Here is a 15,346-nt window from a genome sequence, read left to right as displayed (position 1 = left end):
ATTAAACTTCGTAATGAATTACGTGTTCACTCAGAGACTTGGTATTCATTTATTGTCCGAAGACATTAAGAATCCATGTCACTTTGAGTGCCCACACAGATTGTCTGATAAATTGTTAAAGAGCAGTGCCGCTTCGTTTTCGCTGCGGCGCGGGGTGTGCATATTACGCTTTCCCGCTACAGAGTCAAGCAATTATTTTGCTTTTCCCTGTCGGTTTTCACGGTGACTTTTCACCGCTGAGCCCCGCTGACCCGGCGGCTTGCATGCCGTTGTTCCGTGTCAGTGGAGGCGCATTATAGGGAGTTCTGAGACGTTGACAAGCCCTGTTTTCAAAAATTATTTCAAGCGTCTCTTTTTTGTGCAAAACGCGCTTAAAGCGGCAATTTTTCCAGTGATGCGAAGCCATAACGCTGCAAAACGGGCAAAAGCTTTTCAGTCTCTGCCGTCAACGCCATACAGTATGCAATATTCGCATCGCCGGATTTTGCATCAGGCGCTTCATGTTCCAGCAACCAGACTGTTCGACGCGCAATCGCTGCGCCAGAATCAATCAGGCGTGTTCCTTCCGGCATCACCTGCTGCAACTCTTCTGTGAGCAACGGGAAGTGCGTACAACCTAATACTACTGTATCGGGTGATTCCTGCATTCGCAGCCACGGACGCAGAATCCGGCGCAACTCGTCGAGCGGCACCTCTTCGCCATGCAGCTTCGCTTCCGCCAGTTCCACCAGCTCTGCAGAACCCAGCATTTCTATACGACATTCATTTGCAAAACGAGCGATAAGTTCGCGCGTATAAGGGCGCTTTACCGTCCCACGCGTCGCCAGCAGTCCAACAATACCATTCGCCGTTAAGCGAGCGGCTGGCTTTATCGCCGGAACGACGCCGACAACCGGGAAGGCGAACTTTTCGCGCAGTGCAGGAAGTGAAACGGTACTTGCGGTGTTACAGGCAATAACCGCCAGCGCCAGAGGATAGCGCTGCTGAACGGCGGTAACGACGTCCAGAACGCGTTCAACAATAAACGCTTCGCTCTTTTCACCGTAGGGGAAAGCGACATTGTCGAAAGTATAGATATAGTGCAGATTCGGCAAAAGCTGCCGAATCTCATTGTAAACCGACAGCCCACCGACGCCGGAATCAAACACCAGCACGGTGGGACGTGGATCAGAAGGTGTAGCTGCCAGACAAGGTGTATTCTCGTCCTGCAGTTTGGTAGCCATATACTGTCTCGTAATCTTTATCGAACAGGTTGGCTATTTTACCACGAACTGTGAGATGTGAGGTGACTGGATACGAAACTGCGAGATCCCACAAACTTACACCGCCCAACTTAACGCTCTCAGGCGCATAGGTTACCGGGTCGTAAGTGTTGTCATAACGGGTGCCAAGATAGTGATAGGTCACACCCCAGTCGAAATCATAAACCTGCCAGTCCAACTGGTATTTCACCTGTTGTTTTGCCCGGCGCACCAGCAGCTCGTTGGTTTTCGCATCACGCGCATCGACATAGTCATAGCTGATGCTGTGCGCCAGCGGCCCAGTATCAAACGATGCCGTCGCTTCAATACCTTTAATACGCGCCTTGCCGACGTTGTAATATTTCATCAGCTGCGAGTCGTAGTCGATCAGATTATCGATGTCATTACGATACCCGGACAGGCGCCATGTCACGCCAGACGTCAGGCCTTCAAAGGCCCCTTCCCACTGCTTGCTCTCTTCCGGGTCGAGATTCTGATTACCGTAGAAGCCGTACAGCTGGCCGAGATTCGGCGCTTTGTAGGCGGTGCCATAAGAGGCGATAAAGCGGTAGCCGTCGATAAACTCCCACGCGGCGCTGCTCTGCCAGGTACCGTGCTGGCCAAACTGCGAGTTATCATCGCTACGCGCCGCCCCTTCCAGGGTGAAATCGCCTAACTTTTGCAAGCCAGTGATAAACAGGCCGGTATTACGGATTTCGTAGCCATCGTTCACATAGTTCGTGCCAGGCTCAGTGGTTTGTTTCTGCCAGTCGATTCCAGCGCCAACGTTGCCGTGGCCAACATCGACCGTGTTCGCCCACTGCACATTGTACTGTTTCACTTCATCCAGCGTCGCCGAGGTGTCGTAGCGCCCCAGTCGCGGATCGTAATTGTAGTCCTTACTGTGGCTGTAGCTGGAGGTCAGCTGCGAGTGGAAGATATCCTGATTAAAACGCAGGCCGGCATCCCAGGTCTGGCTATACAACTGGCGAGTGTCAACTAATACGCCACCGTAAGGAGAGCCATCATAGGCCGTCCGGTTGTCATAGCCGTACCCACGCACAAAGCCGCTCCACTCATTGGAGAAGCTATGCTCCAGCGCGCCGTAGATCGTTTTGCTCATAAAGCCATCGCGATCCGGCTGGCGAACGCCACCGGTATTGCCTTCCGCAACCACATCAAAGCCTTTGGTATAGGTATAGTCGCCCGCCAGGGTGACGCGAGTATTACCGCCGAAAGTCTGCTGCGTGCTGCCGCCATAGTTCTGATAGCCATTTGAGCCAACGCCAGCATTGAGCGTGGTGCCGTCCTGGTCGCGAGTGGTAATAATGTTCACCACACCGCCAATCGCGTCTGAGCCGTAGACCGCCGAGCGCGGGCCGCGTACGTATTCAATACGCTGTACCAGAGCGATAGGGAACTGGCTTAAGTCGGAAGAGCCGCTGACGCCCGCCTGATTCAGACGTACGCCATCCACCAAGATTAAGACATGGCTGGAGTTGGTGCCGCGTACGAAAAGAGAGCTCTGCTGCCCCATGCCGCCGTTTTGCGCGATGTCCACGCCCGGTAGGCGGCGCATCACATCGGTGAGAGAGGTTGACTGCCAGCGATCGATATCCTGCCGCGTCACCACGCTCACCGGCGCCAGCACGGTCTCGATAGGTTGAGCCACACGATTTGCTGTCACCACTAACGTATCTGAATTGCTGTCTTGCGCCCAGCCAGAAAAAGCCGTGACGGAGAGCGCCGTCATCAGCGAAGCTTTTTTAATCATTTTAAAAGCATCCGTAATAAACGAAGGATGCCGCCGACGACTATCAATAGCACGCGATGATAGAAGCCAAATGCGACGTGTTCCGGCAGGTCTTCGGGCTCGGGGTGTTTAATGGATGAGGACTTCCCGCAAAAAAATCGCAGTGTCTGCACAATGCGCTCATCCCACCTTTCCTTACCGCTGCGCGTCAGCTCCAGATTTACACTGGATTCCCTATTAACTCACAGGACCGGTAACACGATGCTATAATTAGAAACATATAGAAGTCCAGACTTCTACGGTTATATTCCCTTATATCATCAATGGCTGGACATCCCCGGCACTTTCCCTACAATCCCCGCGTACTTATTTTATTCAGGATGCATCATGACCCCCGAACACCTTCCTACCGAACAATATGAAGCGCAGCTGGCAGAAAAAGTCGTCCGCTTGCAGAAAATGATGGCGCCTTTTGCCGCACCGGTTGCGGAAGTGTTTCGTTCGCCGGTCAACCATTATCGCATGCGCGCGGAATTCCGCCTGTGGCACGATGGCGATGACCTGTATCACATTATATTTGACCAGCAGACAAAATCCCGCATCAGGGTGAATACTTTCCCGGCCGCCAGTGAACTGATCAATCAGTTAATGACCGCCGTAATTGAGGGCGTGCGCAATAACCCGGTACTGCGTCATAAACTGTTTCAGGTCGATTACCTGACCACGCTGAGCAACCAGGCCGTGATATCACTGCTGTATCATAAAAAACTCGACGATGAGTGGCGTCAGCAGGCGGAACGCTTTCGCGATGCACTGCGGGCACAAAATCTGAACGTGCATCTGGTTGGCCGTGCAACTAAGACTAAAATCGAGCTGGATCAGGACTATATCGATGAGCGTTTACCGGTTGGCGGGCGTGAAATGGTCTATCGCCAGGTGGAGAATAGCTTCACTCAGCCGAACGCGGCGATGAACATTCAGATGCTGGAATGGGCGATCGACGCGACAAAAGACGCAACCGGCGATTTGCTTGAGCTGTACTGCGGTAACGGCAACTTTTCGCTGGCGCTGGCGCGAAATTTCGACCGCGTGCTGGCAACGGAAATCGCTAAACCGTCCGTGGCGGCGGCGCAATACAACATTGCCGCCAACCATATTGATAATGTACAAATTATCCGTATGTCAGCGGAAGAGTTTACTCAGGCGATGAACGGCGTGCGGGAGTTTAACCGCTTGCAGGGGATCGACCTCAAAAGCTACCAGTGTGAGACGATTTTCGTCGATCCGCCGCGCAGCGGTCTGGATAGCGAAACGGAAAAGATGGTGCAGGCATACTCGCGTATTCTGTATATCTCCTGTAACCCGGAGACCCTGTGCCAGAATCTGGAAACGCTAAGTAAAACGCACGAGGTCACCCGCCTGGCGCTATTCGACCAGTTCCCCTATACCCACCATATGGAATGCGGTGTACTGCTAACGAAAAAATAAAGATCCGGAGAAAACCCGGCAACCGCAGTGTTGCCGGGCGAGAGATTATTCAGTTGCCGTACTCTTGCGGTTACGCACTTTATAGCCAATCCAGAACACCATAATCACCGACAGTACCGCCGGGAAGAAATTAGAGCCAATATCCGGATATTCCGCACGCACCACGGTGCTGTAAACCAGAACGCCGAGGATAAAACAGGCGGCGGCCAGGCCCGGTAAACCGACCGGCATACTGCAATTGCGATAACGCTGATGCAGGCAGTAAACCGTCAGCACCAGCGACAAAATCGGGAAGATGGAAAAAGGGACAATTGAGCTGAATAGCGCAGCGAAAGTTCCATTAATGGACAGGCCTGCGATCAACGCCAGCAGCAGTGTACCTCTATCTTGTATTGAGTGTTTCATTGATCGTCCTTCACGTTATGCGGAATGATTTGATATTTTTTCTTGTTCACGGCGATACCAGTAGTACGCGCCTTTCGAGATCATTCTGAGCTGCAGTACCAGCCGCTCTTCCAGCTGCCGACGCTGTTCGGGGCTCACATCCAGAGCCTCGGCGCCGGCGCTAAACACGATGGTGACCATCGCTTCAGCCTGCGCTTCGGTAAACGCTCGCGGCATATGGTTTTCGATTTCTAAATAGTCGGCAAGTTCCGCGATAAAATGCTGAATTTCACGGGCGACTGCGGCACGAAACGCCGAAGAAGTACCGGAACGCTCACGCAGTAACAGACGGAAAGCGTTCGGGTTATTACCAATAAATTCCATAAAAGTAGAAACAGAAGTACGGATTACGCTGCCACCTTTAGCGATACGCTGACGTGCCTGGCGCATGAGCTGACGCAACATCAGACCACTTTCATCAACCATGGTCAAACCAAGCTCATCAACATCACGGAAATGTCGGTAAAAGGACGTTGGGGCGATCCCTGCTTCCCGCGCAACTTCACGCAGGCTCAAACTGGCAAAACTCCGCTCAGCACTTAGCTGGCTAAATGCTGCCTCCACCAGCGAACGCCGGGTTTTTTCTTTTTGTTGCGCTCTTACGCCCATCACGTTATCTGAATCCTTCCACATGTCCTGCTGGCACTATACCAGAGATCAGATCTAATCTGGTTACACTGGATTGTGAATGATTGTTTACGAGTTGTTTCTACTTTTATGCCGCAAAAAAGCACAACGATAATTGGGTTAAAGTGCGGCAAATGTTATCATCGTGTTTATTTTATGTATAAAACAGGTGAGTAATGCCATGACACACTCTTGGGATTATGATGCAATTGTGATCGGTTCCGGCCCTGGCGGAGAAGGCGCCGCCATGGGACTGGTGAAACAAGGAGCGCGCGTTGCCGTCATCGAACGCTACCATAACGTCGGCGGCGGTTGTACCCACTGGGGCACCATCCCGTCGAAAGCCCTCCGCCATGCCGTCAGCCGTATTATCGAGTTTAATCAAAACCCCCTCTACAGCGACCACTCCCGCCTTCTCCGTTCTTCCTTCGCCGACATTCTGAATCATGCCGACAGCGTTATTAACCAACAAACCCATATGCGCCAGGGGTTCTATGAGCGTAACCACTGTGAAATTTTACAGGGTAACGCCCACTTCGTTGATGAACACACTCTCGCGCTGGAATGCCACGATGGCACCATTGAAACCGTAACGGCGGAAAAGTTCGTGATTGCCTGCGGGTCGCGCCCTTATCATCCGGCCGATGTCGATTTTCATCACCCGCGCATTTATGACAGCGACTCTATTCTCAGCCTGCACCACGAGCCGCGCCATGTGATTATCTACGGAGCCGGGGTAATCGGTTGCGAATATGCCTCGATCTTCCGCGGTATGGAGGTGAAGGTTGATCTGATCAACACCCGCGATCGCCTGCTGGCATTTCTCGATCAGGAGATGTCAGATTCGCTCTCCTATCACTTCTGGAACAGCGGCGTGGTGATCCGTCACAATGAAGAGTATGAGAAAATTGAAGGCGTGGATGACGGCGTCATCATGCACCTGCAATCCGGCAAAAAACTGAAAGCGGACTGCCTGCTATACGCCAACGGCCGCACCGGAAATACCGACTCCCTGGCACTGGAAAATATCGGCCTGCAAACAGACAGCCGTGGCCAGTTGAAGGTCAACAGTATGTATCAGACCGCCCTGCCACATATTTATGCCGTCGGCGATGTAATTGGTTATCCAAGCCTGGCTTCCGCCGCCTACGATCAGGGGCGTATTGCCGCCCAGGCGCTGGTAAAAGGTGAAGCTTCAGCCCATCTGATTGAAGACATCCCGACAGGGATCTACACCATTCCGGAAATCAGCTCCGTCGGTAAAACTGAGCAACAGCTCACCGCGATGAAAGTGCCTTATGAGGTGGGGCGCGCACAGTTCAAACATCTGGCGCGGGCGCAGATTGTCGGCATGAGCGTCGGGACGTTAAAGATCCTGTTTCATCGCGAAACGAAAGAGATCCTCGGTATACATTGCTTTGGCGAACGCGCGGCCGAAATTATTCATATCGGCCAGGCGATTATGGAGCAGAAAGGTGGCGGTAACACCATTGAGTACTTCGTTAACACCACCTTCAACTACCCAACCATGGCGGAAGCCTATCGGGTCGCTGCGTTAAATGGCTTAAACCGCCTGTTTTAACGCTGCATCGAAATGGCCATCCATCTTACCGCGGATGGCCTCCGCCAGATGCTCATAGCGGCTACGCAGCGGCGAGCCCGGGCGATAAACCAACCCGACGGTACGTTTCGGCTCTGGCTTAATACACGGCACATAGACTACGCCATCGCGTTTTTTCTCCTGCGGCACGGCTAAAGCGGGTAACAGCGTGATGCCACTACCGGCGGCTACCATATTGCGCAGCGTTTCGAGACTGGTCGCCCGGAAATGTGTGTCTTCATCTGCACCGGCTTCAAAACAAAAACCCATCGCCTGATCGCGCAGACAATGGCCGTCTTCGAGCATCAGCAGCTTTTCCCCGGCGAGGTCCGACATCGGTACGCGGTCACGGTTCTCCCACGGATGATCTTCATTGATAGCAAGTATCATCGGCTCATCAAACAGCGGCACCTCAATAAAGGCTTCGCTCTCTTTGACCAGTGCCAGAATCGCACAGTCCAGCTTACCGCTGTCAAGCTGAGCCAGCAGTTGGTGGGTTTGCGCCTCATGCAAATACATTTCCAGCTTCGGAAAGGTCTGGTGCAACATTGGGATAATCAGTGGCAACAGATAAGGGCCAATCGTCGGGATCAGGCCGATATGCAATGGCCCGGACATCGTTTCCCCCTGCTGGCTTGCCATTTCCTTGAGCACTTTCACTTCGCGTAACACGGTACGCGCCTGATCGACCAACAGTAACCCCGCCTGGGTGAACAGAACCTTACGGCTGGTGCGCTCCAGCAACATCACGCCAAGCTCATCCTCCAGTTTCCGGATTTGCCCACTGAGCGTAGGTTGGCTCACATGACAAGAGTCCGCCGCACGGCGGAAGTGGCGGTGTTCGGCTAGCGCTACCAGATATTCAAGATCGCGAATATTCATTATTCATCCTCCATCGCCACGATAGTTCATGGCGATAGATAGAATAGCAATGAACGATTATCCCTATCAAGTTTTCTGTTCAAGAATAAATCGATAAATCAGGGAAACTTTATAACATCATTAAGTCCCCTCATCGATTATCTCCCGGATAATTAAAGCCAACGTGAACTTTTGCGGACCTTGCGTCCGCTTTTTTTTTGCATAAAAAAGCCCGGATTAATCACTAAGAGATGATCGGATGAAAATAGATTGTTAATCGCGATCCACAGAACTCAGGGCATCAGCGACATGCCTGAATCGTTCGAACCGTCTACGCAGCAATTGATGCTTCTCTGCGTCAGGCTCCAGACGAATCACCGGCGGCTGAGTCGCATTAATCGCTTGCTCAAAACCGACATAATCCCCCGTCCCTACGGCCGCGCACATCGCCGCCGCCCGGCAGCCAGACTGCGCCACGTCCACAATCTCAAGTGGGAGATTGCTGGCATCGCAAAACATCTGCATCCAGATATGTGAATGTGTGGGGCCACCGGTAAAACGAATTGTTTGAGTCCCCTCACTAAGCTGCAATAGTTTGTCCTGATGCAGCAAATGCGAGAACACAATTCCCTGATAGATAGCGAAAACCATGTCCTCTGCGCTGTGATGTCCTCCCAACCCAAAGAACCCGCCACTTAATGAATCACAATAATTCGAACCGTATAGCCAGGGGAAAAACAGAATACAGTCCGGTTTCTCATACCCACGTTCTACCCACTGGTTAAGCGTGTCATGATCGTCCTGCAGTTCCGGGAAAAAGTGCTGAATAAACCAGGTCAGATTACTGGCGGAGGTGGGGCTGCCTTCATGAGCGAAATAGTGTCCCGGAATACTGAATTTACCCCATACATACGGATAATCTGCCGGGATAATTCCATCAAAAACACGGGTGGCAATAGACCACGTCCCGGCGACGGCACTTAACTGTGTACTGTCATAGACGCCAGAAGTGATGGCTGCGCCAACCACATCAAACACACCGCCAAATACCGGCGTTCCTGTTTTCAATCCACATAACGTAGCCGCTTCAAGCGTTAGCGTCCCCGCCAGTTCTGCAGAGCCAATCACCTTCGGCATGCATTCGAACATCTCCTCTATGCCGAATAGAGCAAACAGCGTTGCGTCGAAAGTATTACGCTGCAAATTAAATAACTGACTGCCCGAAATATTGGTTTCTTCACAGGTAAACTCCGCCGTCAGACGAAAACGAATGTAATCGTGAGCCATCAACACATAGCCCGTTCGCGCGTAGTTTTCCGGTTCGTGTTGTTTCAACCACCTCAGCAAAGCCGCCGGATGTGAAGGCCACAACTGCTGAAAACTGTGCGGATACGCCAGACGATCGATCTCCTGCGCTTTCAAGGCTGCAACCAAAGACTGTGCCCGCGAATCCGAAGAGACAATCCCGTTGCGTACCGGCCTTCCTGATTTATCCACCAGGTAAAGGCCTTTGCCGTGTGAAGAAAAACTAATCCCGCGAATCTGTTCCGCCGACAGGTGACTTTCAGCCAGCGCACGCCTAATCACCTCACAGGTTGCCCTCCAAAGGTCTTCCATGTCACGCTCACAAAATCCCGGCTGTGGGCTGAGTAGCGGTAAGATCTGAGCAGCCACCGTGATTTCCCGGCCCTCGGCAGTATAGATACCCGCCTTGGTGACGGTACCGCCCAAATCAATGCCCATAAAGTAATGGCTCATTGTCTTCTCCCTATCCTGCGATAAGCGACCGATCGTCATACCATCCCGCCGCCTGCATCTTACTTTCTATCCACTGCCGCGCGTGGATAATTTCCAGTAACGGTTCGGCGGACTTTTCTGTCCACATCTCAATCAGGAAAGTACCCCGGTAGTTCAGACGACGTAATATTCTGAATAACATGACGAAGTCCACGCATCCTTCACCAAAGGGAACATCGCGGAACTGCCCTGGAGACTCTGCCGTCACCGGGAAGGTATCCTTAAGATGAATGGCCGCAATTCGGTCAATACCTTTTACCAGCTCGCTCTCCAGCTCATTGCCCCATGCCGTGAGATTGCCCACGTCGGGGTAAACGGAAAACCACGGAGAATTAATTTTCGCATCCAGTACCTTCCATTTACTGATGGAGTTGATAAAGGGCGTATCCATAATTTCCACAGCACACATTACCTGTGCGGCGGCGGCCTGCTCTGCCACCCAGGCCATCGCCTCTTCAAACGAGGCGATGGTATCGTCATTCTGCGGCTCATAGTAAACGTCATACCCGGCAAGCTGAATGGTTCGAATCCCCAGGTCTTGCGCCAGCCGCAATGCTTTTTGCATAATCATTCGCGCTTGCTGGCGAATATCGCTATCGTGGCTGCCAAACGGGAACCGACGATGAGCAGATAAACACAGGGTCGGAATACGCACTCCGGTTTTCTGAATCGCGCTGATGATTTCCATGCGTTCGGCAAGCGACCAGTCCAGACGAGCCAGCCGTTCCTCACTTTCATCTACTGACATTTCAACAAAATCGAAACCACATGATTTCGCAAGAGCCAGTTTTTCTACCCAACTGGTATTCCTGGGGAGTGCCTTTTCATAAATACCTAATGGATGGCTACGCATTATCTTCCCTCACGAGTGGCCAGTTGTTGTTGAAAGGCTTTCAGGCTGTTATTCATGGCACGCCGCGCCTGCCATTTCTGTTTGAAGAATTTAAACGCCAGGGCGGCAATTAATGTCATTCCCCAAACGGCCAGATTGAAATGCAGACTGAGACCTGAAAGGCTTAATCCGGTGGCGATCACCTGAAGCACCAACAGCGCGCAGAAGACATGACCGACTTTGCCAACTCCGCCAAACGGATCGGTACCGCCCAGGACAATGGCCAGCACTGTCAGCAGTAGATAAGAATCGCCATAGCCCATACGCGCAGAGTTAAAGCGGGCCAACATAATGAGCCCAGCCAGCACGCAGAGCAGACTGGACAGCGCATAAATCGCAATCAGTACACGGTCAGTCCGAATACCGCTAAACCAGGTTGCGTTGATATTGCTGCCGCACATGTAAATCACTTTTCCCGTGCGGGTTTTTCCGAGAAACAGCGCCAGCATGATCGTCGCGACGATAAAAATCACCATGGGAACGGGTATGCCATAAACCACTTCCGAGCCGATACTGCGGACAATCGGCGGCATCCCACTCAGCGCAGCGCCCTTGGTGAGATAGATACCAATGCCGCTGATAATCGTCATGCTGCCCAGCGTGACCAGAATCGGGTGAGCCCCAACCCGGGAAATAATCATCCCCGTAATGGCTCCAATTACGATGGCAATGATCATCGCTCCCAGTAATGCCAGAAATAGCCACCCTAACTGCAGGACAGTGGACGCATCCGCGGGCACAAACCGGATTAACAGCCAGGCCATAAACAAACTGGTCAGATTCGCAGTACCGATAATTGCCAGGTTCAGCCCGCCACTCAACATGGGGACAAACATCGCGAAGGTGAGCAGTCCCAGCTCCGGCAACTGGAAGGCAATGCTCAGAAACGTATTATCAGTAAAAAAACGTCCGGGCATCGCCAGACTAAATGCCACCACGGCAAAAAAACATATCGCCAGTAAACCGGAGCTGGTGCCATCGATTGGTAAAAATGCCTGTTTTTTCATTTCAAGCCCCTTGTCAGACGAACCCAACGTCCGTTTCTTTACGTTTTTTGTAATGGGTAACGCAGATAGCCGAGACAATGACTACCCCGATGACAATATTGACGAAGTAGCTGGACACACCGATCAGATTGAGACCATTTTTGAGTATCCCGATAAGGAACACCCCCATCAGCGTACCCATCACGGAACCGCGTCCACCGGATAAGCTCGCCCCTCCCAGTACCGCGGCCGCCAGGACATCCAACTCCCCTCCAACCAACGCATTGGGAACCACTTCGCTCATACGATACGCCTGCAGCATTCCGCCTATCGCCGCTGCGGCGCCAAGATAGCCATAGGCGAACAGATAAATCAGTGAAACCCGAATACCGATTCGCCGCGCCGACTCCGCACTGCCCCCGACGGCATAAAGCTGACGTCCGATGTGAGTTTTATTCATGATCATCCAGGTGAAGCAGGCCATACCCAGCATGACCGCCAACGGCAATCCGACCTGATACATTTCCCCTTCAATCTCAAAGCTAAAAAGGGATCGCTGCGTAACCCACCAGTCGGGTAAGTCGTAAATGCTGTGACCGTTCGTCAACCACATCAGCATGCCAAACAGCAGCGACTGCATACTGATAGTGATAATGATGGAAACCACATTGAGGTAATAAATCAGGATCGCGTTGATCAAGCCAAATATCACACCCAGCGCGATCGCGAGCCCAAGACACAGCAAGGGATTGGTGACCGTTCCACTAAGCAGCAACGACGCCACTACGTACTGCACGACGGAAGCGACGGCTGCAAATGAAATATCAATACCGCCGGTCACCAGGACGACAAACAAACCGAGGGCGAAAATCCCCGTCACGGCATAGCTTTCGGTAAGATCCAGCAGATTCTGAATCGACAGGAATTCATCGCTCATCAGAGAAAAAAACGCCAACATCAGAACAATGACCCACCCCAGCCATCCTTCAACCGAACGTGGAAATCGGGGCTGCAATACATTAGCCATTAATCACCTCCGCGAATTGCTGTTCCGTATAACAAGAAGGCAGCAGTTCATTAATAATCTTCCCACGCTGCATATGGAAAATACGATCGCAGTTGTAATAGGCTTCTGGTGCCTCATCAGTAATCAGCAATACGGAAATACCGACCCCGGAAAGCCGATGAATAAGCTGATAAATGCTGTCTTTCGCGCCGATATCTACACCAACGGTTGGTGCATCCAGAATCAGGACTTTCGGACGCGTTAAAATCCATTTCGCCAACACCACTTTTTGCTGATTACCGCCCGAAAGGGTAGACAGTGGGTTATCAGGATCGGCGACTTTAATATCCAGATCCTGAATCCATTCCTTAACAAGGGTCGACTGGCGCTTTTCATCAATGCACTGCCACGGTGTTTTTAACCGATTCAAAATTGAGAGCACCATATTGTCGCTGACTGACTGTGGTAAAACGGCCCCCAGTGTCAGGCGATCTTCAGAGACATAGGCAATACCCAGGTTCACGGCTTGCGTATTATCTTTAATCGCGACTTTCTTCCCCTCCAGATAAATATCACCACTATCCGGATGCGTGATACCAAAAAGACTTAACGCCAGCTCTGTTCGTCCTGAACCTAATAAACCACACAATCCCAGCACTTCGCCCTGATGAAGCTGAAAAGAAATATCGTCAAACTGCCCTTTCCGACTTAATTTACTCAATTCAAGAACAACTTTTCCGCCAATGCTATTTGGCAATTTTTTCTGATGAACGATTGTTTTGCCAGTCATCAGCTCAGTAATGTGTCCAGGTGACAATAAATCTGCGGCCCAGGTGCCAATGATCTCACCGTCGCGAATCACCGTAATGCGATCAGAAATTTCTTTCACTTCATCCAGTCGGTGACTGACAAAAACTACAGTAATATTTTTCTCGCGAAGATAATTCACCGTACGTAGAAGCTGGTTAACTTCAGTACGAGTCAGTGACGCCGTGGGTTCATCCATAATAACCAGCCTGGCTTCCGCGACCAGGGCACGACAAATCGCCACCTGCTGGCGTTGTGCAATAGGCAAATGCTGAACCAGCGCATCCGCATTGAGATTGAAATTCAATTCCTGGATGATTTTTTGCGATACGGTTTTAAGGTGGGATTTTTTATGCCAGCGCAAATACCCTTTCAGGTTGTACTCAAAGGCAATATTTTCCGCTACCGTCAGGTTAGGAAACAAAGAGAGATCCTGGTAAATAACCTGAATGCCTAATTCGCGTGCTTTATCAGGTGACAGTCTTTGCCAGGATTTATCATCAATGATAATTTCGCTGCCGGTATCCGGGGTATAAACTCCGCTCAGTGTTTTTATCAACGTGCTTTTACCACAACCGTTCGCACCCGCAAGACAGTGAACCTCACCTTTATTAATCGTGAGATCAATATTTTTTAATGCCTGATGACCACCAAAGCTTTTAGTCAGTGACTTTAATGTCACTAACGGCTCACCCGCATTTCGCTCTGTACTATGAGGCATCTTGCTGCTCCTGAACGACGGTAAGGATGTCCGGGCCAGCAACGACCCGGAGGCGCATAGGCATTACAAACCTAATTTCACTAAACGTTGCGTATTTTCGAGATCGAGTTTTTCAGGGTTATCGCTCAGAATAGTGTTGTTCTGAACTTTAATTTCCCCCATATCACCGAGTGTTACGCCATCTTTAATGGGTTCGCCGTTCATCATTGCGGTTGCAACCTGGACAAAGACTTTGCCTGCCGTCATTGGGTTAGAAATATAGCCGCCATCAATGGCTCCTTTTTCCAGCAGTTTAATTCCCTGACCTGGCGTGAAAGTGCCAAATACGCAAATCGCATCGTTTTTCTTGCGTTTATCAATGGCACGGCCAGCACCAATCGGACCTTGCGAACCAAATGACATGATGCCTTTGAGATCTTTATATTTAGACATCAGGTCATTCGCAGTACGCATCGAATCATCCACTGATTCCGCCACGCCAAAGCGATCTTCTACCAGTGTCATTTTGGGATAATGTTCTTTTTGATAGGCAATAGCGGCATCGGCCCAATCATTCACCAGCGGTACCGTCAGACTGCCCACAAACATGGCGTACTTGCCTTCTTCACCCATACATTTAGCCATGTCTTTCATATGATTGGCGCCCATGGTTTGGGTGTTCAGTAATTCAAAATCCCAGTCCGCATTGGCCTGGTTCGGCGACTCATGGGTAATGACTTTAATACCGGCTTCCTGAGCGCGCTTCAGCACTGGCTCCAGGACTTTTGCATCATTTGGCACAACGCCAATCACATCGACTTTTTTGGCAATTAAATCTTCAATAGCGCGGACCTGCTCAGCCGGGTCTGCAGTGGTCGGCCCGACTTGCCACGCGTTAACGCCCAATGCTTTTCCTTCTTGCTTGATGCCTTGTTCCATCACGTTAAACCACGGAATGCCCCCAACCTTGACCACGACTCCCATCGTAAAAGGTTTGTTTGCTTTTTGCGGTGTGGCGGGTTGTTCTGCCCGGGCAGAAATAGACGTTAAAACAGCAGTAATCAGGCAGGGTAAGAGTAATTTTTTCATCGTAATTTCCTTAAGAAATAGCTTTATGTGTCAGGAAAACCCGATAAAAATATCA

13 protein-coding genes and 1 riboswitch are annotated in these 15,346 nt (G+C 51.2%); of the genes, 2 read left to right on the top strand and 11 right to left on the bottom strand.

Features of this window, described 5'->3' with window-relative positions; translation table 11 throughout:
• Nucleotides 1–371: 371 nt before the first annotated feature.
• Complete coding sequence (gene murI, locus ABK821_RS23825; RefSeq protein ID WP_138362867.1) at nt 372–1,223, bottom strand: glutamate racemase; 852 nt, start codon at nt 1,221–1,223, stop codon at nt 372–374.
• A complete protein-coding gene (gene btuB, locus ABK821_RS23820) occupies nt 1,168–3,015 on the bottom strand; it encodes a TonB-dependent vitamin B12 receptor BtuB (RefSeq protein ID WP_343179068.1) in 1,848 nt (615 codons plus the stop codon). Before btuB ends, murI begins: the two co-directional genes overlap by 56 nt.
• Before the next feature lie 66 nt (nt 3,016–3,081).
• A riboswitch (cobalamin riboswitch) is annotated at nt 3,082–3,264 on the bottom strand.
• A 117-nt stretch (nt 3,265–3,381) separates the two neighbouring features.
• Between btuB and trmA the strand changes: the two genes are divergently transcribed.
• The gene (gene trmA, locus ABK821_RS23815) at nt 3,382–4,482 is read left to right on the top strand and encodes a tRNA (uridine(54)-C5)-methyltransferase TrmA (RefSeq protein ID WP_343179067.1); all 1,101 of its coding nucleotides are present in this window, start codon (nt 3,382–3,384) and stop codon (nt 4,480–4,482) included.
• Between the two features lie 45 nt (nt 4,483–4,527).
• On the opposite strand, the gene ABK821_RS23810 is transcribed toward trmA, so the two are convergent.
• Both ABK821_RS23810 and fabR read right to left on the bottom strand, forming a co-directional pair.
• Nucleotides 4,528–4,887 carry a YijD family membrane protein gene (locus ABK821_RS23810; protein WP_138362864.1) on the bottom strand — a complete coding sequence of 120 codons (360 nt, stop codon included), beginning with the start codon at nt 4,885–4,887 and terminating at the stop codon, nt 4,528–4,530.
• Nucleotides 4,888–4,902: 15 nt separating this feature from the next.
• Complete coding sequence (fabR, locus tag ABK821_RS23805; protein ID WP_138362870.1) at nt 4,903–5,538, bottom strand: HTH-type transcriptional repressor FabR; 636 nt, start codon at nt 5,536–5,538, stop codon at nt 4,903–4,905.
• 196 nt (nt 5,539–5,734) lie between these two features.
• On the opposite strand from fabR, the gene sthA reads away from it, so the two are divergent.
• On the top strand, nt 5,735–7,135 hold the full coding sequence (sthA, locus tag ABK821_RS23800) for a Si-specific NAD(P)(+) transhydrogenase (protein ID WP_138362863.1): 1,401 nt from the start codon (nt 5,735–5,737) through the stop codon (nt 7,133–7,135).
• Here the strand turns inward: sthA and oxyR are convergent.
• The 7 genes from oxyR to ABK821_RS23765 form a co-directional block, all read right to left on the bottom strand.
• On the bottom strand, nt 7,118–8,035 hold the full coding sequence (gene oxyR, locus ABK821_RS23795; RefSeq protein ID WP_138362862.1) for a DNA-binding transcriptional regulator OxyR: 918 nt from the start codon (nt 8,033–8,035) through the stop codon (nt 7,118–7,120). The two genes, sthA and oxyR, sit on opposite strands and share 18 nt — an antisense overlap.
• A 252-nt stretch (nt 8,036–8,287) precedes the next feature.
• Nucleotides 8,288–9,772, bottom strand: a complete 1,485-nt coding sequence (locus ABK821_RS23790) for an FGGY-family carbohydrate kinase (RefSeq protein ID WP_343179066.1) — start codon at nt 9,770–9,772, stop codon at nt 8,288–8,290.
• A 10-nt stretch (nt 9,773–9,782) separates the two neighbouring features.
• Nucleotides 9,783–10,664, bottom strand: coding sequence for an L-ribulose-5-phosphate 3-epimerase (locus ABK821_RS23785; protein WP_343179065.1), 882 nt, complete (start codon nt 10,662–10,664; stop codon nt 9,783–9,785).
• Entirely contained in the window at nt 10,664–11,710 is a 1,047-nt protein-coding gene (locus tag ABK821_RS23780; RefSeq protein WP_285923650.1) for an ABC transporter permease, read from the bottom strand. Before ABK821_RS23780 ends, ABK821_RS23785 begins: the two co-directional genes overlap by 1 nt.
• A 13-nt stretch (nt 11,711–11,723) precedes the next feature.
• Complete coding sequence (locus ABK821_RS23775; RefSeq protein WP_343179064.1) at nt 11,724–12,716, bottom strand: ABC transporter permease; 993 nt, start codon at nt 12,714–12,716, stop codon at nt 11,724–11,726.
• Nucleotides 12,709–14,223, bottom strand: coding sequence for a sugar ABC transporter ATP-binding protein (locus ABK821_RS23770; RefSeq protein WP_343179063.1), 1,515 nt, complete (start codon nt 14,221–14,223; stop codon nt 12,709–12,711). The genes ABK821_RS23775 and ABK821_RS23770 overlap by 8 nt, the downstream gene beginning before the upstream one ends.
• 63 nt (nt 14,224–14,286) lie before the next feature.
• A complete protein-coding gene (locus ABK821_RS23765) occupies nt 14,287–15,291 on the bottom strand; it encodes a substrate-binding domain-containing protein (protein ID WP_343179062.1) in 1,005 nt (334 codons plus the stop codon).
• Nucleotides 15,292–15,346 lie beyond the last annotated feature (55 nt).

It is taken from the genome of Klebsiella sp. KE9456, assembly GCF_043832615.1.
In the GTDB taxonomy this organism is placed as follows: domain Bacteria; phylum Pseudomonadota; class Gammaproteobacteria; order Enterobacterales; family Enterobacteriaceae; genus Klebsiella; species Klebsiella indica.
The sequence above is the reverse complement of the archived record's forward strand: the minus strand, read 5'-3'. Positions and strand labels throughout refer to the sequence as shown.

Bases quoted from the DNA above. Each gene is read 5' to 3' on its own strand.
- murI (WP_138362867.1), bottom strand. From the start codon at position 1,223: ATGGCTACCAAACTGCAGGACGAGAATACACCTTGTCTGGCAGCTACA.
- btuB (WP_343179068.1), bottom strand. From the start codon at position 3,015: ATGATTAAAAAAGCTTCGCTGATGACGGCGCTCTCCGTCACGGCTTTT.
- trmA (WP_343179067.1), top strand. From the start codon at position 3,382: ATGACCCCCGAACACCTTCCTACCGAACAATATGAAGCGCAGCTGGCA.
- ABK821_RS23810 (WP_138362864.1), bottom strand. From the start codon at position 4,887: ATGAAACACTCAATACAAGATAGAGGTACACTGCTGCTGGCGTTGATC.
- sthA (WP_138362863.1), top strand. From the start codon at position 5,735: ATGACACACTCTTGGGATTATGATGCAATTGTGATCGGTTCCGGCCCT.
- oxyR (WP_138362862.1), bottom strand. From the start codon at position 8,035: ATGAATATTCGCGATCTTGAATATCTGGTAGCGCTAGCCGAACACCGC.
- ABK821_RS23790 (WP_343179066.1), bottom strand. From the start codon at position 9,772: ATGAGCCATTACTTTATGGGCATTGATTTGGGCGGTACCGTCACCAAG.
- ABK821_RS23785 (WP_343179065.1), bottom strand. From the start codon at position 10,664: ATGCGTAGCCATCCATTAGGTATTTATGAAAAGGCACTCCCCAGGAAT.
- ABK821_RS23780 (WP_285923650.1), bottom strand. From the start codon at position 11,710: ATGAAAAAACAGGCATTTTTACCAATCGATGGCACCAGCTCCGGTTTA.
- ABK821_RS23775 (WP_343179064.1), bottom strand. From the start codon at position 12,716: ATGGCTAATGTATTGCAGCCCCGATTTCCACGTTCGGTTGAAGGATGG.
- ABK821_RS23770 (WP_343179063.1), bottom strand. From the start codon at position 14,223: ATGCCTCATAGTACAGAGCGAAATGCGGGTGAGCCGTTAGTGACATTA.
- ABK821_RS23765 (WP_343179062.1), bottom strand. From the start codon at position 15,291: ATGAAAAAATTACTCTTACCCTGCCTGATTACTGCTGTTTTAACGTCT.